The organism is Denitrovibrio acetiphilus DSM 12809, from assembly GCF_000025725.1.
GTDB lineage: Bacteria > Chrysiogenota > Deferribacteres > Deferribacterales > Geovibrionaceae > Denitrovibrio > Denitrovibrio acetiphilus.
This window is the reverse complement of the sequence record NC_013943.1, coordinates 239272-262409: the sequence shown is the minus strand read 5'-3', so window position 1 is coordinate 262409 and position 23138 is coordinate 239272. Positions and strand designations below refer to the sequence as shown.

Genomic DNA, 23138 nt, shown 5'->3' with positions numbered 1-23138 from the left:
TCCAATCAATTCCGGAAATGGTGTCCAATTAAAACCGGATTGCCTGTCCAATCAGCACCGGATTTCGCATGCATCACTTGAAATTACTTTCAGGCGAGATGAAAGCAAGAAAGAGTCTGGTAAACAAAATGCGGCATCAGATTCCTTTTTCTCTAATAAGATTTATGCTACTGAAAATGAACGCCGAATGGGATTAAATAAATGGGAGAACGTTCTTCATGCCGAAAAAAGCCTTATGGGCAAGACGCTGAATAATCCTGTTTTTGACATTCATTACATTGCCAGGGAGGCAGGGGCAGATACAAGGCGAGGAGAGCCATTAGCGTATGCATTAATTCTTACTATAGAAGCTCATAAACACTCTGATTTGTATAATGAGATATTAGATGCTTATCCTGTGTTGGCAAAAATTCAACCTATGGTTTCACTTCCTGTTCGTGTTTGAATAAGTATGACTTAGTTGAGTTAATAGGAGTATTCAGTTTTTTATAGTAGAGAAAGTCATCATTTTAGGCCTGAATTATTGCTTTTTCTAATTGGGATAATCTTCTTTTTACTGCTTTAGGTGTAGAATGAGAATAGAGCTTTCTTTTGTTTTTTACACGTTTGATTTGAGAAATTTTGTGTATACTGATTAAAGAGTCTATGAGATGGTTCGTGTTATTTTTAATATCTTGTAATGTTATGTATTTGCTTTTTGCTAATGAGCTTATTATGTCATGAGATACGATGTTTCTACTTAGGCTGCTTTTGTCGGAGTCACAAAAGAATTTGATTGCATCGAAATATAACGGATTATTAGCAATATGTGATAGCTCCTTTTGACAACTTACAATGCCAGACCATAATTTAGAATTCATATTAAGATCTTTAGGTAACCATTTTCCACGTTTTATTAAATCAATATCTATATCGTATGCAATAAAGAAATTAAGCATAACAGCACGAAAAGACTCTAGATATAAACTGGCAATAATAACGTATGAAAAGAGTATTCTGCTGTTTTCGATATTATCTTCTTGTGTATCAGTTTGAATAAGGTGAATATAGAAAACCCATGTATCTTTCAATTCATTATCAAAGAAATCATTAAAGTATGAAATTTTATTAATTAAGTCATGCATTAAATATCTCATACGTATTATTAAATTTCTTCAACATATCAAATTTGTTTGATAGACTGCGACTTCCTTGGGCAAGATAGTAGCCATTTTCGACAACTTGCTGGTATTTTTTTTCAAAATTAGTTATAGTTTTGCCTTTATCTAAAATCCTATAACAAGCAACGAAAACTGATTCAAATAGAGAGATGCTGAAGCGACCTCGTGGTCTAAAAAATTTATCTATATTTTTGTTAGTAATGAGTACTTTTAATACTTCTTGAGTTAAATACATAATAGGCTCTGGATCATTTATTGAATATGAGACCATAAATTTATCTAAGAACCGTGTAATGTTCCCTTCGTATTGTTCGTAATTTAGCGAAAACGCAATTGTTCGAAATACATTCTCTTGGAATACACTTTCATTATATGGTTTATCTTGAAAATTCATCAATGAATGTGGGAATATATATCTCCATTCAAGAAGTTGCGATGCATTTTTCATAAGAACTAACAGACGATTATTGTTTAATCCAAGTACGCCACGTTTCTCATGTGGAGTGAGAGCATAACCTCCGGAATTTAATCTATCAAACAAAAGATAGATAGAACTAGCCCCTGGAGTCATTTGTAGATCCTTCTTTAATTGCCTAATATACATAACTGGAATATAAGTTCTATTAAAACGATCTTTAAGACTTTCTGGTAGGTCTTTATATGCTTTACCTTGCCAATCTTTATAGATATTTTCACCTTTTAGCTTAAATTCTTTACCATTCTGGAATTGACCTCTAGTAAAAAAAGACATTGTCATTAGTCTTTGCCTACCATCAATTAAATAACCTTCTTCACGTGCTTCTGGATCTTTGTAAACAGTTATTGGAGGAATTGGTAATCCTAATAAGATTGAGTCAATAAATAGGCTAGGGCGATGTCTGCCAGTTTTATTGTCAGGCCGATTCCAGACGTAAGGCCTTTGAAATTCAGGGATTTTGATTATATTTCTTTGAAAATCATCTATCAAGCGTTCCACAGGAATCGCATTGGTGAAGCTATCAATATTGTATTGGAACTCATTTTCGATATTTTCCGCTGCAGCATCTTCATCCGAATCATATGTGTCTATTAAATCTTTAAGATCCTCAAATTCACTCATAAATCACCTGTTTAAATTTCATAGCAATTATGCATTTATATATTACGCTAATTAATCATAATGGTCAAATAAAGCTCAATTGAGTATAACGAGGAACGTCCACACGATGCTCTTGACGGTATGACACAGATGGAATCTATGATGAAAAATGCCATGGTAGTCTAGTGTTGATTCTGTATACTTCTGTAGTCTTGTGTAATTGAATATTTCTGAATAGCATCATCAAGTTCAAGAACAACATAGTCGCAGTTAGCAAACTTGTTTGCTGTTTCGTATTCTTCATATCTCCAGTGAAAGAAACGCATCAAAAAAATTAAAGCAGTTATGCCATGAGTACTTATAAGGATATCTTCAGTCCAGTTGTCTTCATTAAAGTCCCTATGCAATGTCTCTAGAAAAGTTGAAATTCTGTCGTATACGTCAGCTCCAGACTCGCCATTAGACACTCTATAGAAGAAGTTACTGTGTCTTTTACGTTCCTCATTTTCTCTTCGACCTTGCTCCATGGTGTAGAAATTGCCCCATTCCTGCTCACGGAGACGAGGATCTTCTTTTATTTTAACTTCAGCTTCATCAAGCTGAGAAATGATAGTTTCAGCGGTTTCTCGAGTACGCATATAAGGAGACTGCCACACAGTGATTTTTTTGCCATCAAGGAGCGGTTTAAGCTGCTGTCCACATTTGGCTGCTTGCTCTCTGCCTTTTGCAGTGATTTGCATCATATGGTCAGGAGTGTTCTCATAAAGCTCTTTATTTACATTAGCTTCCGATTGTCCATGTCTGACTATTATTATGTGTTTTGGTTTCATATGCGTCCTCACTATGAAGGTATGTCTAAGTGTAAATGATTTTTATCAGATTGATAAGCTTATGTGAGTGATTGCTGAGTATATAATCAGCTAAAGGATGATGCAGATATTAAAATGATCCCTGAGATTGCTAGTATATTAATTGCAAAGGGCATATCGATGAATGACAAAGCAAAAGAATTACTTGATGACTTCAAGTCAAAAGTTAAAGAGCTCAATGAACCTTCATTTTGGTCTTTTTTTTTGTTGGCGATGTACAAGTAAACATTGATAAGTTCCTTTGAGAATATAACTTGCCAACTTATTTTTCTTATCTCGGCATGGGGTTTGAAAAGAAGTACTTTCCGATATTGTGCTGATATTAAATTGTGCGAGTGTCTATCAATAAGTTAATGTTGATTACTTTTCCTACTTTATTTTACCGATACATTTTGTAGTTGTAAAATAAGCTTGGTAACTGTGAAAACAAGTTAGTAACTTAGTACAACAACAAATTATATTATAAATAAGCTAAACACTATTGTAAAACATCTCGATAAAGTTAAGAATATCGATTAGAGCATTATCATAGCAATTGCCCTTACGGTTCATGCTGCCTGTAATATTTTGATCCCTTAAAAACATCTGAAGAACATTAAGTACAAGAGATTTATCCTTCCAGTTAATAAAAGACCAGCCCTCACCGGATAATGCCATAAGGTGTTTAAGTAAAGATTATTAAGAACTCTCAAGACGATAATAACCTGAAGGCGGCATATAAAATGCCGCCTTCAGGTTAATAATATAGTATGTTTACTTTTCTTCTTTTGCTATTGTCATACCTGCAATGCGACCGAAAACCAAAGGTCTTGCCAGACCGATAAGGTCCATAGCGCCGGCACATTCTCCGGCAGCATAAAGACCAGGAATAGGATTACGCTCCCAGTCGAGAACACGTGCTTGAGGGTTGATTGTTACCCCGCCGAGAGTATTGTGTTTCTGGATACCCCATTTAATAGCATGGAAAGGTGGCTGAATGATTTTTGCAGTCATTTCCTGTTTATCAAAATCATCGTCCTTCCCTTTTGCTACGAGTTCGTTATAACGTTTAACAGAAGCAGTGAGGTTACCAGCAGGAACATTGATGGCTGATGCCAGCTCTTGTAGAGTGTTGCCTTTGCCGTACATGAATTTCTCAACATTATCGCCTGGTTTAAACTCGAGCTTTTGTTTCTGACGAGATGTCTCATCCATGATGATCCACACTACAGGGCCGTCTTCATCTGTAGTTTGTGTAGCGCATATTTGTGCGAAGTAGAATGGTTTTGAACCACCTACCCACGCAGGGTTGTCTTCGCCTATTTCTTCGTTCATAAATCGGTTACCTTCGGCGTTAACATAGATGCTTTCGCTTTCAAGAAACGGGTCTTCGAAGCCTCTAATTCCGAATGGTGCTCCGGAGCGGTGCCAGCGTGAACCAGGGTGGCGGTGCCAACCGTGCCAGTCACTACCACGGTCAGTGGAAAGTGATGCGCCAACCTGAATCGCAGCTTCGATACCTTTACCGTCATTTTTCACGTATGGTTCGCCTGTGATATGTGGATATTTTGTGAGCCACGGCAAAAAGAGCTGCTTAAGGTTTTTATTGCCATTCCAGCTTCCGGTGCCAAGAAATACGGCTTTCTTGCCCTTCATATATATTGTTTTGCCTTTGTAATTTGCTTCTATACCAAGAACACGGCCATCATTGTCTTCACGGATAATTCTTGTCATTTTGCAGCTGAGCATGAACTTAACACCGTTTTCATCTGCTCTGTCGTAGAGAGGCCATATGATACCTGCTCCACCTGATTTCAGGTCACCTGATTTTGCATTGTCACGATCTACAAAATTACGGGCAGTGAGAGTAAAGTAACGTGTGCCTCGGTAAACCTGGGACATTTTGCTTTTTTTAGCTTTTACGAATGCGCAGCCCATTCCGTCCAGCCAGTTCCATGTATCCAGACTGTTGTCAGCAAAAGCACGAGACATACCTTCGCCATCTTCCGCGCCGGATATTTTACGCCACATACCCATTGTGACCTTCCGGTTATCAACAGTCTCAACTGTCATTGTCGCATCTTTACGCAGGTTCGGAACAGTACGATCTTCATAAATAATATCTGCTGTCTCTACAAATCCAAGAGCTTTTTGCATACGGGTTCCACCACCAATACCAAGGTTACCTCCTGAGAGAATACCTTTACCACCTATCTTATCATTTGCGTCAATAGCGATAACAGCCGCACCATTTTCAGCAGCAGCAGCAGCGCAGCTAAGCCCGGCAGGGCCGGTACCGATTACGATAACATCAGCTTCGTAATCCCACTTTTGTACAGGCTTAGAACCTGTCGCAGCGATTGATGTCGATGCACAGCCAGCAGCCAGTATGGCACCTCCAACTGTCAAGCTGGATACCTTCATAAAATCTCTTTTGGATAACATTTTGCTTCCAATACCGTCTTTTTTTTCAGACATGTTTATCTCCTTTACAATTACTGTCAAAAAACCTTTAAGGTCTATTCCACTTATATATCTATTTAATCGTGGCAAGTGCCGCATGTGTATACACCTTTATGGTGACAGGTGCGGCATTCCTCGTTTGCAGCTTCTGCAAGATTTGATTCTGTATGCATCCTGTGGCAATTTGTGCATGTAATCAGATCGTGCTGATTCTTCTTGTTTATGTCTGCCCTTACTCTATGCGGATTGACAACTGTTCCCTCAGAGTCCTTTACCAGAGTTGTATTCTTTGTCTGTTCGGCAAGGTCTTTCCATTCGCCATGACATGCAATGCAGTTCGCCTCATCAACGGTGGTTCTTTTCAGGCGTTTCAGTTTTGAGGTATCTGCAGACATTTTCCTGTGCGAAACAGCCAGCTTTTTTTCTTGTGAATGGCATGCTGTGCAGCTTTGATCGCTGTGAGCGTAGATAAGGCATTTTTCATTTTTTAAAGTATCTGCCTCGTGGGTATGGCATAGAGTGCAATCCGTATCCATGCTCCATTCGGTAGGAATATTGCCCTTTGATATGGCAACGTTGCATAGCGTCAGAACAAAAATCAAAACCAGTGGTACTATGCATTTTTTAATACTCGGCATAATTTGCTCCTGTTAAAAATATTTCAGTTTCAGATAAAGCAAAGTTATTGCCAAACAATAAGACCATATCTATTAGTATTTTAAACTCTAACAATGATAGCTTCTATGCATAATGCATTGCATGTTGCATAGTTAATGCAAATTGCATTCATTTTTTTTATGTGTTATAAGTACTGATGAAACATTTAATTATCTTAATTTTTATTCTACTTTCTGCTGCGGTGTACGCACAGGATAGCTGCAATATTACCTATGGACTAAGGGTTGACCCATATAAACCCTATGAATGGATCGACGACAATGGCGTCCCCCACGGTATGAATGTCGATCTTCTTAAACAGATGGCTAAAAAGGCCGGATGTACATACACTATCACCCCAGGTGAGCGAGACGAGCTTCTTTATAAGTTGAAAAATAACGAGATCACCATGATGAGCATTTCCCCGATACCTGAAGCTGATCAATTTGCCGCATACATAGAGCAGTCTGTAGTAATATACAGATACGCGGTGAACAGGATAGACGATCCTCCAATAGAAAGTATGGAAGACTGGAGGGGCAAGACTGTACTTTTCATGAAGGGAAGCTATACAGACAGCTATCTCCAGAAGCATAAAGATGAATATAATCTGAATCTTATCAGTTATCAAAACCATATAGATATGGTTGAAGATTATCTGGCTGGAAGAGGTGATTTTTTTGTGGCAAGTCTTCCGTCTATTCTAAATCTGCCGAAGCATTATGAGATAAAAATCTGTGGTTTTCCTATAATTCCAACTATATATGGCTTTGCAATGAATAAAACCAATAGTGCTCTATATGCTAGGCTGAATGACGCGATGGAAGAGCTGAAAGCATCTGGTGATTATTTTGAAATAATGAAAAAGTGGTCACGCTCGAAGGACACGCCTCTGTGGCATAAATATATGATACATATTGTGCTAACTGTAGTTCTCACTATATTGCTCATGCTTTTATGGAACAAATCACTTCACATGCGAGTACATCAGAAGACAGCGTCCCTAAACACTTTGACCGGGCTACTGCAGATGCTTCTGGATGTATTGCCTGAGCAAATCTACCTGATAAATTCAAATGGGATGCCTGTGTGGTCAAATGCGGCATCTTCCAATGCTAATTTTAAAATTGAGCTGATAAGTAATGAGATAGAGCAGGCTATTGTCACAAACAAATCATTTGAAACAAAACTCTTCCTCGACAATACAGAGACGTGGGAGGTCTCGGGTATTATTTTGGAAAAAGGTAGTGAGCCGCTTTTGATTGTTGCTTCTAATATTACTGAAAAAGTACGTCAAAGAGATGAACTGCTCGTCTTAGACAGAATGACTGCACTGGGAAATATGGCTGCAAATATAGCCCATGAGATTAATAATCCGGCGGGACTAATCATGCACAACATCGATTTTCTGCAAAAGCTTTCAAACGATATACATAAAAATTTGGAGACACCTGATCCATCAAGACGCTTTGCCGGGCTTAGCTGGATTGATGCACGTCAGGAAGAGATATCTGCGCATACAATTATTACAGAAAATATACTGCGCATCATAAACACTGTTAATGATCTCAAAACATTCAGTAAAAAACGTGATGATGCCTATGCACTGGTGGATTTGAAACTTATCCTTAATGATTCTGTTCGTTTTGTGGGGTATTTCGTCAAGAGCTTCACCAGAAATTTTACTTGTCGAATAGATGAACCGGTTGCTCCTGTCAGGGGACACGCTCAGCACATAGAGCAGATCATTATCAACCTGATCCAAAATGCATGCTACGCCCTTACCGATAGTGAACAGGCTATAACATGCAGCCTGAGCGAATCTGAAGATGGCAAGTATGTCGTATTTTCAATAGAGGACGAAGGCTGCGGCATGAGCCCCGAAGTGAAGCAGAAAGCTTTTGAATCATTTTATACTACACGGAAAAACGGCACAGGGTTGGGGCTGTCAATAGTCGCCAGTATTGTAAAAGAACATTGGGGACACTATATCCTGGATTCTGAAGAAGGGGAAGGTACACGTGTCAGAATATTCTTCCCTAAGGAGACATTATGACATCAATCCTTCTGGTAGATGACGAAAGGGACTGGCTTGTCTCTTTCAGACGGACGCTTTTGCAATATGATATTACCTCATCTGAAAATATACGCACCGCTCAAAGAGAAGACGAAGTTTTTGATATCTTAGAAAAGGAAGATACAGACCTGGTTTTCCTGGATTTAATGCTCGGAGATGTCTCTGGAAAAGATGTGCTGCACAGGATCAAACAGAAATTTCCTCATCTGCCCGTGATAATTATGACAGGGGTGAACGATATCCATATGGCGCTGAATTGCGGAAAGCTGGGAGCTATGGACTATATGGTGAAAACATCTCTCATAGAAGAACTGATAAGTAATATTAAACGCATTATAAAAATACATCAGCTTGAAAAAGAAAACCATGCGCTGAAAGACGGACTGTTTTCTATTAGTGAGGAATTCCCTGTGTTTAAGGATTTCATTACTAAGAGTAGCCGTATGCATTCGGTATTTAAATATCTGACAGCCTTAGCAGTCAGCCCTTACCCAATACTGATAACAGGTGAAAGTGGTGTTGGAAAAGGCGTACTCGCCAAAGCAACGGCGGAACTGTCCCGCCCGGGCAGACCTTTTGTGTCTATAAACGTGAGCGGTCTTGATGATCATGCTTTCTCTGACACGCTTTTCGGGCACAGGAAAGGTGCCTTTACAGGTGCCGATTCAAACCGCCCGGGAGCCATACAAAAGGCAGATGACGGAACATTGTTCCTTGATGAAATAGGTGATCTTCCAAATACTCTTCAGGTGAAGCTTTTATATCTTGCACAGGATGGAGAATATCAGCAGCTTGGGTCTGATGCGGCTTCTAAGTCCCGCGCAAGACTGATCTTTGCCACAAATCAAAATCTGGAGGACAAATGCAGAGCGGGCGAGTTTCGTCAGGATTTGTATTACAGACTGAACACTCACTTTGTACATATACCTCCTCTGAGGGAAAGGCCTGAGGATATTCAGATTTTGTTTCATCATTTTATCAGTCAGGCATCACAAGAGTTCCAGAGAAGTGTCCCTGAAATAACTCAGGATGCTCTGGATTTAATTAGCGCCTATTCTTTCCCCGGAAATACGCGTCAATTAAGAGCAATATGCTTTGACGTGCTGGCACGTACTCAAAATAAAATTCAGGCAAAAGACCTGCAAAGTTACCTGACATCCAATGAAACAAAAATTGATCTTAATGATAGTCCATTACCAAAAGTTGACGAAGTCATAGATCAGCTTATTTGTGATGCCATGAAGCTGGCAGGGAATAACCAGACCAAAGCTGCCGCTATGATAGGGATATCTCAGTCAACTTTAAGCAGACGCTTAAGAAAGTAGCCTTTGTTAGATAATAATTGAATTAACTGAGACTACCCCACTTTTTTGCATATTAATTCAGAACCTGAATTGAAAAACTAAGTCCAACTTTTATAGCTGGTAATAGACGAATCAGTGCGCTAGCATTGGCACAGCTCCCATTGCCACATAAAAAGAGCACTAATGAGAATCTATCCGCACTTGACTCTGAGTCAAAGATACCAGATTTCTGCTTTGCGCATCCATCGTGCCGGCTGTGGTCGGAGAGACAAATTTGTTATGAGTCACCTGCTGCATAATAACACCGCATATACTCATGGATGCCCCTGTTATGACGACCGCTGCAAGCCTCGGTATCCTGCTGACAACCATAACAAGCGCCTGTCTGTCTGTCATAGAAAATAAGTCCATAACAGAGATATCTGTGAATCCCAGAAAGAGAGAAGCAAAACCAAGAATTACCAGCAACAATGTTAAAATAAAAATCTTCATTAAATGACCCGCCAGATATTGATTATCAATATCGACAAATAGTCTATCTATAATTTACTTTTGTCAAGCACTCTTTGGTGCATTTTTACAGTGCTTTCACACAATGTATCTGATCAGATAACCTGTTGCCCTGCTATACGTGTTATAATGAAATCTAATAATATTGGAAAGGAGCAGTACCTGCCTTAAATGAATAAGTAGCAAATTGCATCTCACATAAACTATATTTTCAGAACTTTAAATTATCACCGGCTGACTGAGAGGTGGACAGCTTATGTGAATTCTCACATTAAATACAAACAAAATAATATCGTTTCTATTATATGCATGTGATACAATAAAGTATGATTATATGGAAAATAATATTAAAAGTTCTTCAGATACTCAGCAGCGAAGAGACCCCAAATCAGGTCGCATTCGGGTTCTGTCTGGGCGCAATAATGGCTTTAACACCACTGTTTTCTCCTCATAACCTGATAGTATTACTGCTTATTACAGTAACGGCTGTCAGTTTCCGCAGTGCTGTGCTTGGTTTTACAATACTTTTTATCCCCGGATACGTAGTTGCACCTGTTGCTGACAAGCTGGGGTATTATCTTTTAGCAGATTCCCCCAGACTGATCCCCTTCTGGACGGGATTCTTCGATCTGCCTTTAATGCAGTTCTCAGACCTGAACAACACGTACACACTCGGCAGCCTGATAGTTTCACTACTGCTTTTCATTCCCATGTTTGCAGGCGTCAGATACTTTGTATTCCGCTACAGAAAGGATCTGAAAGATAAAATAGAAAAAAGCAGATGGTACAAGGCTGTTGCAAATTCAAAAATATTCATATGGCTCAAAAAGGCTTACGACCTTTTAGGGAACGGTGCACATGCGTAAGCTTATATCATTATTCAGAATAAAAGGACTTATTATATGGCTGGCGGTCATATCGCTTATAGCAGTTTTTATACTGGTTTTCATGGACAGCCTGCTAAAAAAGGCTTTTATCGTTTCATCAGAAACAATTAACAGAGCTAAAGTCGAACTGGACTCCCTTGAAACTGACCTTACCAAAACTTCTGTAACACTTGACAACCTGTCATGGACTGATAGAGAAAAACCGATGCGGAACCTCTTCACCTTTAACAGTGCCAAACTGGACATAGAAGCAGCCCCTCTGCTGAAAAAGCACGTTACCATTGACAATTTCTCCATTGACGGACTGGAGCTGGACACCGAACGCAAAACCAGCGGAGCACTGGCAAAATCGAAAGAAACAGAAACAGCAAACAATGAGACAAGTAAAACTGAAACAAATAATATATTTTCAAAGCTCAAAGATATAGACATCTCAACAGCGATAGATATTGAAAAAATACCGGCAGTTAAAGAGGCAAGACGTCTGGGGTCTCTGGCAAAAGAGAAAGCGGCTATGTGGAATAGCAAAATAGCCAAAGCCGCTGATACAGCAGAACTGAAAGCAACTTATGAAATAATTCAAAAAATTGATGTTGAATCATATAACTTTCCGGCAGACATTCTGAAAGCAAAAAAGGATGCAGAAACTGTGCAGGCATTCATAAAACAGGTTCAGGCAAAGAAAAACGAGACAGACCGTCTGGTAAAAGAACTCAGTATGGAACAGAGCAACATCAGCAATGAGCTGTCAAACCTGAAGAAAATGTCACAGAAAGCACCAAAGGATCTCCTGATGTCTGCTGATTCCAACCCTGTTGACGCAAAAGCTATCGTACAGGAACTGATTGGAAAAAATCTGACCGATACACTAACCAAATCAGTTGCGCTCTACCGTAAATATCAGCACATGATACCCAGACCGGAGAAAGGCGAAGCTAAACCTGAAACAGTCAAACGTGTATCTGAAAAAGGCACCTATGTGTACTTTCGTAAATCTGGCGAAACACCAAGAGTCTACATTAAAAACATGTATCTGAACGGTTCTACAAAAAACGGAGATATCCTTACAGGCAACATCAAAAACCTGAGCACGGATATTACATACAAGCCTTATGATATTGACCTGAAACTCTTAAAATCATCAGGCACAACCCCATTCTTCACTCTCGGAGGTCAGGTCGGTGTTGTTGAAAACGCAATAAGTACATATCTGCAAATAAGCGCATCAGGGTATCCCATCTCAGATATTATACACCCTTCTGACAACAATTCTCTGAAAGGTGTTTCCGGTAATATTGATATGCAGGGGCAGATAAAAGGAACAGGCGAGGATTTTACCCTCGACATAAGGCTTACCAGTCCGCTGATAGGGATCGATATAAACAGCGAAAACATGGACAGTAAACTTGCGGAGCTTCTGGATTCCGCCATCGGCAAAGTAGACAACTTCACAGCCGACCTGTCCGCATCGGGGACTCTCGACAACTACAGCATAAACATATCCACAAACCTTCAAGACATAATCAGCAGAAACATCAAAGGGTATCTGACCAAACAGATTCAGAAGGTTAATGGAGAGATACAGAAACGCTATAACGAAGAGATGACAAAAATATTTGCAGGCTCAGAAAATGCTATAGCCGGCTTATCTCTCAATGACTCCAGCAAGTTGAAGCTCAAAGAGCTCACAGGTTTAAACAGCAACGCCGCCGAAAAAAACAACCTGATCAAAAAAGCAATCTCAGGTCAGGCAGGATCAGGCGCTCTGGATAAACTCAAAAGCAAATTCCCCTTCTGATCACATTTAATATGTTATCAACCACATAATGAGGTAAAACACTATGAATAGGGCAAGAAGCAAAGAGGCTTTTATTCTCGGCATATTTATATTTCTTGGGCTTGCTTTCCTTGGCTATACACTGGGCAGCTCAGCAGTAAAGATTAAAGAATACGAACGAACAGTAAAAGTAAAAGGTTTATCGCAAAAGGAATTCCCGGCAGACATAATAATATGGCCGATACAGTTCACTGTGGCTGACAATACACTGAAAGGCATATATTCTTCGCTGGACTCCGACGCTGACAAGATCAAACAGTTCCTGATATCGCAAGGGGTCCCCACAGAAGAGATATCAATATCTCTGGCATCTGTAACAGACAAAACAGCAAACATGTACGGCAGCGAAAAGACTCCTGAGTTCAGATATACCTCAACAAGAACTGTTACAGTTTACAGCAAGAATGTCGCACAAGTCCGTGAAGTAATGAACCGTATAGGCGAGCTCGGCAAAGCCGGTATCGCTCTCACAGGGAACAATTACGACAACAGAATCGAATATCTGTTCACGAGGCTTAATGAAGTCAAGCCCGCCATGATAGAGGAAGCTACTAATAAAGCACGAGAAGTCGCAACCAAGTTTGCCGAAGACTCCAGCAGCAGACTCGGCAAGATCAAATCGGCATCGCAGGGGCAGTTCACCATCTATGACAGAGACCGTAACACCCCTCATATCAAAAAACTCCGGGTAGTCTCAACTGTGGAATTTTATCTGTCGGACTGAAAGTGCGAAAACAGCCAATCATATTGCTGTCAGTTGTTTTATTCTCTTTTGCCTTCCCAGCTCCCGCTTTTTCTCATAAATTGAAATGCTATACTCTTCCGGCTTAATCATCACCCGAGATTTTTATCCGGCTAAACAGTAGGCAATAAGTATTTTCATACCTGATTGTACTTGTCAAAATTTTGGTTGAAATATTCTCTAGTACATCTATAGTTATATAGGATTATTCAATAGGTTTGTCTATCTTCGGCTGAACAACCGAGCATTTAGATATCCTTTTTTACAAAAAACGGAGGGGGGGGGATCAGCCATGTTTTCTATGAAAACTGTTTATGCACTCAAAGCTCTTCAATATCTTGCAGAAAGTCACAATCAAGGAAACGTTATGATTTCTGTCATAGCTGAAAATGAAGGAATACCAAAAAAATTTCTGGAAACAATACTGCTCACGCTCAAAAACGAAGGGTTCCTGACCAGCAGGATAGGCAAAGGGGGAGGCTATAAACTGGCGTTAGCTCCAAATGAGATAAACCTGAAAGATATAATCTCGGCTTTGGAAGGTAATATCGCACTGATCCCCTGCGCAGTCCATGAAACAGGCGAGAAAAAATGCGACCAGTGCAGGGATTATGAACTTTGCGGAACCAGACTTATCCTGACAAAGATTTCCGAACGATTGGCAGACGTATTATCTTCAAACACTCTGGCAGACATGATCGGCGAAACTGAAAAGGCCAGACAAACATCCAGCAACTCATTCGACTATATGATCTAACACATCCACTCATAAAAAAGGCTCTGCACCATAATGCAGAGCCCTGTGATTATATTATATTACGACGCAGTTTTTATATCTGACCACCGCCAAGTACTTTATATAAAGTTACAAGGTTGGTCATATATGCCTGACGTGTGGCAACAACAGTTTGTTGTGCAGACACCAGTGACCTCTGCGAATCAAGCACCGTAAGATAGCTGTTCACGCCATTCTCGTATCTTTTCAGAGAAAGATCATATGCTTTTTTTGTGCTCTTCAGCAGTGCTTCCTGAGCATCAAGCTGTTCCTTATAAGTGCTTCTCGCTGCAAGCTGATCTGCAACTTCTCTAAATGCCGTCTGCAAAGCCTTTTCATACTCAGTTGCGGCAATCTTCTCTTTAACTTTTGCTGTCTCAAGACTCGCCTTGAGAGCTCCTCGGTTAAATATAGGTATACTCACTGACGGAGTGAAATTCCATGCATACCTTGCACCGCTGTCTAAAATATTATCCAGCTCATTACTCGCAACACCGAAAGCACCTGTCAGGCTTATTGTCGGATAAAGCGCAGCTCTGGCAGCACCTATGTCTGCGTTTGCAGCTTTCAGTGAATGCTCAGCACTCTGTATATCCGGTCTGTTCAGCAAAACAGTTGAGGGCACACCCTCAGGCAGGTTACCAAGAAACCTCAAGCTTTCAATACTTTCAGAATCATCAAGCAGGTCTTCAACATTTCCGCCTGCAAGCAGGTTCATAGCATTAATATCCTGTGCCACTTCTCTTGTGTACTGTGCAACGTTGGATTTTGCACTCTGATAAGCGGACTCAGCCTGAGCGACTTCCAGCTGTGTTGCATCTCCAAGTTCGAATGTACGTTTCACAAGCTCATATGTTTCTTTATACGAGTCATAGTTCTTTTTCGAAAGTTTCAGCATCTCTTTATCAGCCATATATTCAAGATAAGCTGATGCTGTCTCAGCTATGAGAGCTATCTGGGTGCTGGTTTTTGCTTCCTGAGTAGCAAAATATGCCTCCAGCGCTTTCTGATTAAGGCTTCTGACCCTGCCGAAAAAATCCAGCTCATAGGCAGTCACCCCAAGGTTAGCAGAGAAGGTTGAGCTGGTAACAGAATTACCTGTACTGCTCAGGTCTGCCGGAACGCTCTCACGTGAAGCCGCGCCTTTTGCTGATACAGTGGGCAGAAGCTCTGACTTCTGTATTCTGTATGCGGCCTTTGCTGCATCTATATTCAGCACAGCGAGGCGCATATCAAAGTTATTTTTAAGGGTTCTGGAGATTATCCTTTTAAGCACAGAAGACTCAAAATAATCTTCCCAGCCTATGGAAGCAGGATTCTCCTCTTCGCTGTTCAAAGCATATTTGCCGTCTTTTGACCAGCTTTTGTTAAGCTGTACGTCCGGACGGTTATATTCCGGCATCATAGAACAGCTTGCAACTGCTATACAAAGCAATGCTGCCGTTATAAGTTTATTTATCATTACGCACCCCTTTGCGTGTTTTCCTTATTTCGCTCTTCTTCTTGCCAAACATATTTTCTATAAGAATAAAGAACATCGGTACAAACAGTATAGCAAGGAATGTCGCTGTAAACATACCACCGATAACACCTATACCAATAGCGTTCTGGCTTGCAGAACCCGCACCGGATGAAGTCGCCAGCGGTGTAACACCAAGGATAAACGCCATAGATGTCATAATGATAGGTCGAAGCCTCTGCTGTGCTGCCATCATCGCTGAAGCAACAAGTCCGTGACCTTTCTCATAAAGAGATTTTGCGAATTCAACAATCAAAATGGCGTTCTTTGATGCCAGACCGATAGTTGTCAGCAACCCAACCTGAAAGTAAACGTCGTTAGACATCTTAAAGATCAATGTCGCAGCCACAGCACCGACAATACCAAGTGGTACGATCAGGATAACAGCAAACGGTATCGACCAGCTCTCATAAAGTGCCGCAAGACACAAAAATACTATAAGCAGCGACAAAGCGTACAGAAGCGTTGTCTGTGAGCCGGCTGCACGCTCCTCATATGATATACCGGACCATGCAAGGTCGATATCGTCGCCGGGAAGCTCCTCTACTAGCTGCGCCATAATATCCATCGCTTCACCGGATGAAACTCCCTGAACAGGTCCACCCTGAATCTCCATTGAAGAGACACCGTTGAAACGTGCAAGCTGCGGCGGACCATATTTCCAGTATCCTTTAGAAAAAGCTTCAAAAGAAACCATCTCACCGCTGCTGTTTTTGATATACCATTTATTAATATCTTCAGGGAGCATCCTGTATGGAGCCGCACCCTGAACATAAACCTTTTTAATCCTGCCGCCGTAAGTGAAGTCGTTAATATACTCTGACCCCCATGCAGCACCAAGCGTTTGTATTATATCCGCAACAGATATTCCGAGCGACTTGGCCTTTTCTATATCAAGGTCAAGCTTATACTGGGGTACATCTTCAAGACCATTGAAACGTATATTGGTCAGTTTTGGATTCTGCCTCGCTTTCTGCAAAAGTTCCTGCTTTGCTTCCACAAGAACCTCGTGTCCCTGCCCTCCTCTGTCAAGTATCTGCATGTTGAAACCAGAAGACCTGCCCAGCTCTGTTATCGCAGGGGGATAGGTAACGAATACCATAGCATCCTTCATTGCCCACAGTCTTTGTGTCGCTCTTGATGAGATGGACTGCACCGACTGATCAGGATTTGGTCTCTCTTCCCAGTCTTTCAGTTTGACAAACCCAAGACCAGTATTCTGCCCTTGTCCGGCAAAGCTGAAGCCTGTTACGGTAAAGATACTTATAATATTATCCTTCTCCTGAGTCAGAAAGTATTCCTCAACATCTTCCATATTCGATCTGGTGCGCTCCATAGTGGAACCAGCAGGCGAGTTGAGCATCAGCATCATAATCCCCTGGTCTTCGTCAGGGAGGAAGGATGTAGGAATCTTGGTAAACATAAATATCATTGCTGCAAGGATAACACCGTAAAGCAGAATGAATCTAACTGCTCTTGCTGCAACATATCCCACACTCTTCTTGTACAGATCTCTGCTCTTGTTGAAGTTTCTGTTAAACCACCCGAAAAAGCCTTTAGTGCGCTCCTGATGCCCCTTCTCCACAGGTTTAAGCAGTGTGGAACACAATGCAGGAGTCAGGATAATAGCAACAAGCACCGACAGAGCCATCGCTGAAACAATAGTAATGGAAAACTGACGGTAAATTACTCCTGTAGAACCGCTGAAAAAAGCCATAGGCACGAAAACCGCGGATAGCACAAGCGCAATACCTATGAGTGCTCCTGTGATCTGATCCATAGATTTCTTCGTAGCCTCTTTAGGAGGAAGTCCTTCCTCGCTCATAAGCCTTTCAACGTTCTCCACAACAACAATAGCGTCATCCACCAAAAGACCGACAGCAAGAACCATAGCAAACATTGTCAGAGTATTTATGCTGAAGCCAAATGCGGAAAGAACACCGAACGTACCGAGAAGTACGACAGGAACCGCAATAGTGGGAATAAGTGTAGCTCTGAAATTCTGTAAAAACAGAAACATAACCAGAAACACAAGGACAATGGCCTCAAGCAGAGTTTTTACAACTTCCTCGATGGATATCTTCACAAATGGAGTTGTATCATACGGGTATACATATTTAAGCCCGTCAGGCATGTATTTGGCAAGTTCTTCAACCTTTTCTTTAACATGATCAGCCGTATCAAGAGCATTTGCACCGGATGCAAGACTCACAGCCACCCCTGATGCCGGTCTGCCGTTAAAACGTGAGACAATATCATAGCTCTCTGCACCAAGCTCCATTGTAGCAACGTCCTTCAGCAGAAGTTTGGAACCGTCTGTATTCACCTTCAGTAATATATTCTCAAACTCTTCAATAGAGCTTAGTTTTGTCTGAGCGGTTATCGTTGCGTTTAGCTGCTGCCCTTTAACAGAGGGTGTTCCCCCAAGTTGTCCGGCAGCAATATCAGCGTTCTGAGATTCCACTGCGGAAATAACATCCGATGCTGTAACTCCGTAACTATGCATCTTTTCCGGATTAAGCCAGATACGCATAGAATATTCCTGTCCGAAGACAGTAACATCACCAACACCGACAACACGGCTGATCGGGTCAACCATATTACTGTTAATATAGTCACCGATGTCATACTGATTCATGCTTCCGTCTTCTGAATAAAGTCCTACAAGCAACAAAAAACCACTGGATGATTTATTAACAGTCACACCGTTCTGCTGAACAATCTGAGGCAGAGAAGAGAGTATCCCCTGCACCTTGTTCTGAACCTGAACCTGCGCAATATCAGGGTCAGCTTCCTGCTCGAACGTAACTGTAATGCTCATATTACCCGAGGAGTCACTGGAGGCAGAAAAGTAGCGCATATTATCGATACCTGTGAGGTTCTGTTCGATAACCTGTGTTACACTGTTTTCCAAGGTCTCGGCAGATGCACCCGGGTAAGAAGCGTTGATAACAACACTAGGGGGTGCAATTTTCGGATATTGCTCTATCGGCAGTGTCTCGATAGCAAACACCCCCGCAAGCATAATTATAATTGCTATGACCCATGAAAAAACGGGTCTTTCTATAAAAAATCTGGACATACTATTTTTATCCTATTTTCTGATGTAATTAGTTAGATGTAACTTCTGTAGGAGACACAACTGCTCCGGGACCGGTTTTCTGGAAACCGTTAACAAGCACTCTGTCGCCGTCTTTAATACCATTCTGAACTATCCACTTATCTTCATAAGCATCGGCTATTTCAATATTTCTAACCTCAACTTTGTTATCTGCTCCGGCAACCCAAACATACACACTGCCGTTAGGGTTTCTCATCACAGACCTCTGAGGAACGAGGATTGCTCCTTTGATAACTTCCTGGCTAACCCGTGCCTTCACAAAGAGCCCAGGCAGAAGATCCATCTCGGGGTTTGGAAAGAGTATACGGAGATTAACCATACCTGTTGTTTCATCAACAGTAATATCTGTAAACTGAAAATCACCTTCATAGGCATATGGTTCTGTATCACCCTCAATATAAAGCTTAACAGACGGTTTCACTGCGGAAGCCGCCATCGCAGTTTTGAGCCTGCGAACCTCTGAACTGGACTGATTCACATCCACATATATCTGATCAAGGTTCTGTATAGTAGCAAGAGCCGCCGTCTGATTAGCAGTGACAAGAGCACCTTCCGTTACACTTGATTTACCTATTCTGCCGGATATAGGAGAGAATACTTTAGTGTATTCAAGGTTTATCCTAGCCGTCTTTACTGCTGCTTTTGCAACAGCCACAGATGCCTCTGCCTGTTTGGAGGCTGCTTTTGCATCGTCAAACTCCTGTTGGCTGACACCACCTACCTTCACAAGCTCCGCATATCTTTCAGCTTTCGGCTTGGCAGCGAGTAAAGATGCCTCTGCCTGCATAAGCGATGCATTCGCACTGGCAAGAGCAGCTTCATAGGTATCAGGGTCTATCTGATAAAGCTGATCGCCTTTTTGTACAACGCTCCCTTCTGTGAAAAGTCTTTCTTTGATAATACCGCTGACCTGAGGTCTGATTTCAGCAATCCGGAAAGAGGATGTTCTGCCTGAAAGATCCTTAGACACAGACAAATCCTGAGCCCGAACAGTATAGACATCAACAGGAGTTGCCGGACGCTGCTGACTTTGCTGTGCTTCCGTCTGGGCACCCTTCTCTGCCCCCGTTGCGTGTAGATAATAGTAACCGCCTGCTGCCACTAACACGACAGCTATAATCCCTGCAAATAATTTTAATTTCATATATCACTCCGCTCCTTAATGACCATTTGATTAATAAGCTTTATAAAATCTTTGTTCATTGTTTCATTGTCAGGCAGCTGAGAATCAGCAACAGCCACAAGTCCCAAGGTGCCCACAACTATCCCGTTGATCATCTCTGCCAGTATGCTGGGGTGTACATTAATAAATTCGCCCCTTTTTATACCTTCAGCACAAATCTCTGATAGAGGTTTAGTTATCATCTCATATTTTTCCCGCTCCTCCTGTGCCACCGTTCTCTCATTTCCTATAAAACGGAAATATACTTTAACGTAATCAGGCATCTCCATAACTACATTTACAAATGCATGTATTTTATCCAGAGGCATCATGTCCCCTTTAAAAATCTCTTCTCCAATCTCCCTCAGAGGTCTTATAATCTCTGCATGTACATGGTCAAGCAGAGACCTCCTGTCGCTGAAATAATTATATATTGTCCCTTTGGAAACCCCGCACCTGTTTGCAACATCCTCCATAGTAATAGGCTTACCTTCATTAATAAGCGATATTACAATAGCAACCATGTTGCTCTTAATCATATTGCAGATCATCTCTTTTTTTCTGGTTTTAATGTCCATGAATTCTAATCACCCATAATAATAATATTCAAAAAATTGACTCGACGGTCAATATAATGACTTTAGCAGATCCAAGTCAACATAATTATTGTAAATTTATGTTAAATCTAAAGAGACAATGCTGAATCGACACAGGCAGCATATTTTCTTTTTTTTCATTTTTAATTAGCATTCATATAATTATTTTTGTTATACTCAAACCCACAATGAGGTTGAAATATGGCACATCTAACAGCAAAAAGAGGCTACAGTGAACTTGCGGAAAGATTAAACAGGTTTCCGCAGGGAGCTCCCGCCTCAGACACACTTTTTAAGATTTTATCCATACTTATGACAGAGAAAGAAGCTGCCCTGATAGCGCAAATACCTATCAAGCCTTTCAAAGCAAAGGAAGCAGCAGAGATATGGAAGATGAGCGAGCTGGATGCAAGAAAACAGCTTGACGCTCTCTGTGACAGAGCACTTATCATCGACATTATTGAAAACGGTGAGATGACGTATGTTCTGCCACCTCCAATGGCAGGTTTTTTCGAGTTCTCCATGATGCGCACAAGAGGCGACATCGACCAGCACCTTCTCGGTCAGCTCTTTTATCAATACATGAACGTCGAGGAAGACTTCATAAAAAATCTTTTCGTAAACGGTGAAACTCAGCTTGGACGAGTTTTTGTCAATGAAGACGTCCTCTCCGAGGATAACAACCTGTACGTGTATGACTATGAAAGGGCAACAGAGGTTATAAAAACTGCAAGCCACATCGGCGTCAGCATGTGTTACTGCCGCCATAAAATGCAGCATATGGGCAAAGCATGTGATGCCCCTATGGACATATGCATGACCTTTAACAATGTCGGCGCATCACTCATCCGGCACGGATACGCAAGACAGATCGATGCAGCCGAATGTACAGACCTCCTCGACAAAGCATACGAGCACAATCTCGTTCAGTTCGGCGAAAACAGTAAAACAGAAGTGAGCTTTATATGCAACTGCTGCGGCTGCTGCTGTGAAGCACTGATTGCCGCCCGCAAATTCGGAATAATGAACCCTGTTCACACATCATTCTTCCTGCCGGAGATAGATGCTGCAAAATGTACCGGATGCGGAAAATGTGCAGAACTTTGCCCTGTTGAATCTATGGCTATGGTCTCGGCAAATGATCCGGCAAAACCTAAGAAAAAATTAGCAAAGCTTGACGAAAGCACATGTCTGGGCTGCGGGGTCTGTCTGCGGGGGTGTAAAACTGACGCTCTCAAGCTAAAAACCAGAGAAAAACGCATCATCACTCCGGAAACAGGTGTACATAAAGTAGTGATGATGGCTGTTGAAAGAGGCGGTCTAGAGCATCTGATATTTGACAACAGAGCACTCTTTTCACACAGAGCTCTGGCAGCAGTGATCGGCGCAATACTCAAGCTCCCGCCTGTAAAGCGCATGATGGCAACCGAACAGGTCAAATCTAGATATCTGCTGAAACTTATCGAAAAAAGCGAAGCAAAACAAAAATAATCCAAAACGGGCTGTTCCTCACTGGATCAGCCCTTTTGTTTTACACTGTAAGTTTTCCAGTCCGCATTATTCAACTTGAAAATTGCTACATAATGACATCTATGCCAATATAAGTTTGTAAGATAAGGAGGCAAAATGAAAGCTATAGCTATATGCGGCAGTCCACGCAAAAACGGCAACACCGAAACAATGCTTAATAAAGTCCTGTCCCCTCTCAACGATGCAGGGTGGGAAACAGAACTGGTTAAAATAGGCGGTAAGCCTGTAAGAGGCTGCCTAGCATGCGGCAAATGCTATGAAAGAAAAAATAAGCGGTGCATAATAGAATCTGACTGTATAAATGATTGTCTGGAGAAAATCTTTGCAGCAGATGCTGTCATACTGGGCTCTCCCACCTATTTCACAGACGTCACCTCAGAGATGAAAGGGCTTTTAGACCGTACCGGATTTGTCTCTCAGGCAAATGGTCATCTTCTTAAAGGTAAAATAGGCGCAGCTGTTGTGGCTGTGCGGAGGGGCGGCGCAACACACGTTTACGACACTATAAATCACATGTTTCTGATGTCGTCAATGATTGTCCCCGGTTCAATCTACTGGAACATAGGCGTAGCTCTGAATGAGGGTGAGGTATTAAAAGATGATGAAGCAATGCGGAACATGAATCACCTGGGGCAGGTTATCAACTGGTTGGGAAAATCAATAAAAACTTCCGGGGAACAGTTCCCTGCACCGCCAGCAGGTGTTAAAGAATAAGTATCTTACTGAGCGCAGGAGAGGCTGAAACACCCTCTTCTGACGCTTTCTTATAAATCAGAACCCATACGGGGAATTCACCATAGGCTGTTCGAAGAATTGCCCCACGCCGCTTTTGGTCATAAACCTTGCGGAGTGTGGTGGGGTTTTATAAAATA

At 41.5% G+C, this 23138-nt stretch carries 19 protein-coding genes; 9 read left to right on the top strand and 10 right to left on the bottom strand.

Annotated features, from left to right (window positions below; translation table 11 throughout):
- Positions 1–187 precede the first annotated feature (187 nt).
- On the top strand, positions 188–445 hold the full coding sequence (locus tag DACET_RS01225) for a hypothetical protein (protein ID WP_148214119.1): 258 nt from the start codon (positions 188–190) through the stop codon (positions 443–445).
- Between the two features lie 64 nt (positions 446–509).
- On the opposite strand, the gene DACET_RS01220 is transcribed toward DACET_RS01225, so the two are convergent.
- The 5 genes from DACET_RS01220 to DACET_RS01195 all read right to left on the bottom strand — a co-directional run bounded on the left by DACET_RS01220 (position 510) and on the right by DACET_RS01195 (position 6187).
- Positions 510–1124, bottom strand: coding sequence for a hypothetical protein (locus DACET_RS01220; protein ID WP_013009592.1), 615 nt, complete (start codon positions 1122–1124; stop codon positions 510–512).
- Entirely contained in the window at positions 1117–2259 is a 1143-nt protein-coding gene (locus DACET_RS01215) for a DUF262 domain-containing protein (protein WP_013009591.1), read from the bottom strand. Before DACET_RS01215 ends, DACET_RS01220 begins: the two co-directional genes overlap by 8 nt.
- 161 nt (positions 2260–2420) lie before the next feature.
- Positions 2421–3068, bottom strand: coding sequence for a histidine phosphatase family protein (locus DACET_RS01210; RefSeq protein WP_013009590.1), 648 nt, complete (start codon positions 3066–3068; stop codon positions 2421–2423).
- Between the two features lie 792 nt (positions 3069–3860).
- Positions 3861–5564, bottom strand: a complete 1704-nt coding sequence (locus DACET_RS01200) for an FAD-dependent oxidoreductase (RefSeq protein ID WP_013009589.1) — start codon at positions 5562–5564, stop codon at positions 3861–3863.
- Between the two features lie 62 nt (positions 5565–5626).
- Positions 5627–6187: a cytochrome c3 family protein gene (locus DACET_RS01195; RefSeq protein WP_013009588.1), complete on the bottom strand. Its 561-nt coding sequence runs from the start codon at positions 6185–6187 to the stop codon at positions 5627–5629.
- Between the two features lie 176 nt (positions 6188–6363).
- On the opposite strand from DACET_RS01195, the gene DACET_RS01190 reads away from it, so the two are divergent.
- Positions 6364–8262, top strand: coding sequence for an ATP-binding protein (locus tag DACET_RS01190; protein WP_013009587.1), 1899 nt, complete (start codon positions 6364–6366; stop codon positions 8260–8262).
- Complete coding sequence (locus tag DACET_RS01185; protein WP_013009586.1) at positions 8259–9608, top strand: sigma-54-dependent transcriptional regulator; 1350 nt, start codon at positions 8259–8261, stop codon at positions 9606–9608. The genes DACET_RS01190 and DACET_RS01185 overlap by 4 nt, the downstream gene beginning before the upstream one ends.
- Before the next feature lie 159 nt (positions 9609–9767).
- On the opposite strand, the gene DACET_RS01180 is transcribed toward DACET_RS01185, so the two are convergent.
- On the bottom strand, positions 9768–10079 hold the full coding sequence (locus DACET_RS01180; protein ID WP_013009585.1) for an iron chelate uptake ABC transporter family permease subunit: 312 nt from the start codon (positions 10077–10079) through the stop codon (positions 9768–9770).
- 344 nt (positions 10080–10423) lie between these two features.
- Between DACET_RS01180 and DACET_RS01175 the strand changes: the two genes are divergently transcribed.
- The 4 genes from DACET_RS01175 (at position 10424) to DACET_RS01160 (ending at position 14320) form a co-directional block, all read left to right on the top strand.
- Complete coding sequence (locus DACET_RS01175) at positions 10424–10963, top strand: TIGR03546 family protein (RefSeq protein ID WP_013009584.1); 540 nt, start codon at positions 10424–10426, stop codon at positions 10961–10963.
- Positions 10956–12782 carry a TIGR03545 family protein gene (locus tag DACET_RS01170; protein WP_013009583.1) on the top strand — a complete coding sequence of 609 codons (1827 nt, stop codon included), beginning with the start codon at positions 10956–10958 and terminating at the stop codon, positions 12780–12782. The genes DACET_RS01175 and DACET_RS01170 overlap by 8 nt, the downstream gene beginning before the upstream one ends.
- A gap of 43 nt (positions 12783–12825) precedes the next feature.
- Positions 12826–13545: an SIMPL domain-containing protein gene (locus tag DACET_RS01165; RefSeq protein WP_013009582.1), complete on the top strand. Its 720-nt coding sequence runs from the start codon at positions 12826–12828 to the stop codon at positions 13543–13545.
- A gap of 310 nt (positions 13546–13855) precedes the next feature.
- Positions 13856–14320, top strand: a complete 465-nt coding sequence (locus DACET_RS01160) for an RrF2 family transcriptional regulator (RefSeq protein ID WP_013009581.1) — start codon at positions 13856–13858, stop codon at positions 14318–14320.
- A gap of 73 nt (positions 14321–14393) precedes the next feature.
- Here the strand turns inward: DACET_RS01160 and DACET_RS01155 are convergent, their stop codons facing one another.
- From DACET_RS01155 to DACET_RS01140, 4 genes are read right to left on the bottom strand one after another with little or no spacing between them, the layout of a single operon-like run.
- Positions 14394–15800 carry an efflux transporter outer membrane subunit gene (locus DACET_RS01155; RefSeq protein ID WP_013009580.1) on the bottom strand — a complete coding sequence of 469 codons (1407 nt, stop codon included), beginning with the start codon at positions 15798–15800 and terminating at the stop codon, positions 14394–14396.
- Positions 15790–18939, bottom strand: a complete 3150-nt coding sequence (locus tag DACET_RS01150) for an efflux RND transporter permease subunit (RefSeq protein ID WP_013009579.1) — start codon at positions 18937–18939, stop codon at positions 15790–15792. Before DACET_RS01150 ends, DACET_RS01155 begins: the two co-directional genes overlap by 11 nt.
- 28 nt (positions 18940–18967) lie before the next feature.
- Positions 18968–20122 (bottom strand): efflux RND transporter periplasmic adaptor subunit, encoded by a 1155-nt coding sequence (locus tag DACET_RS01145; protein WP_013009578.1) that lies wholly within the window; start codon positions 20120–20122, stop codon positions 18968–18970.
- On the bottom strand, positions 20119–20718 hold the full coding sequence (locus DACET_RS01140) for a TetR/AcrR family transcriptional regulator (RefSeq protein ID WP_013009577.1): 600 nt from the start codon (positions 20716–20718) through the stop codon (positions 20119–20121). The genes DACET_RS01145 and DACET_RS01140 overlap by 4 nt, the downstream gene beginning before the upstream one ends.
- 219 nt (positions 20719–20937) lie before the next feature.
- On the opposite strand from DACET_RS01140, the gene DACET_RS01135 reads away from it, so the two are divergent.
- Both DACET_RS01135 and DACET_RS01130 read left to right on the top strand, forming a co-directional pair.
- On the top strand, positions 20938–22227 hold the full coding sequence (locus DACET_RS01135; RefSeq protein WP_013009576.1) for a 4Fe-4S dicluster domain-containing protein: 1290 nt from the start codon (positions 20938–20940) through the stop codon (positions 22225–22227).
- Positions 22228–22362: 135 nt separating this feature from the next.
- The gene (locus tag DACET_RS01130; RefSeq protein WP_013009575.1) at positions 22363–22980 is read left to right on the top strand and encodes a flavodoxin family protein; all 618 of its coding nucleotides are present in this window, start codon (positions 22363–22365) and stop codon (positions 22978–22980) included.
- The last annotated feature ends 158 nt before the right edge of the window (positions 22981–23138 follow it).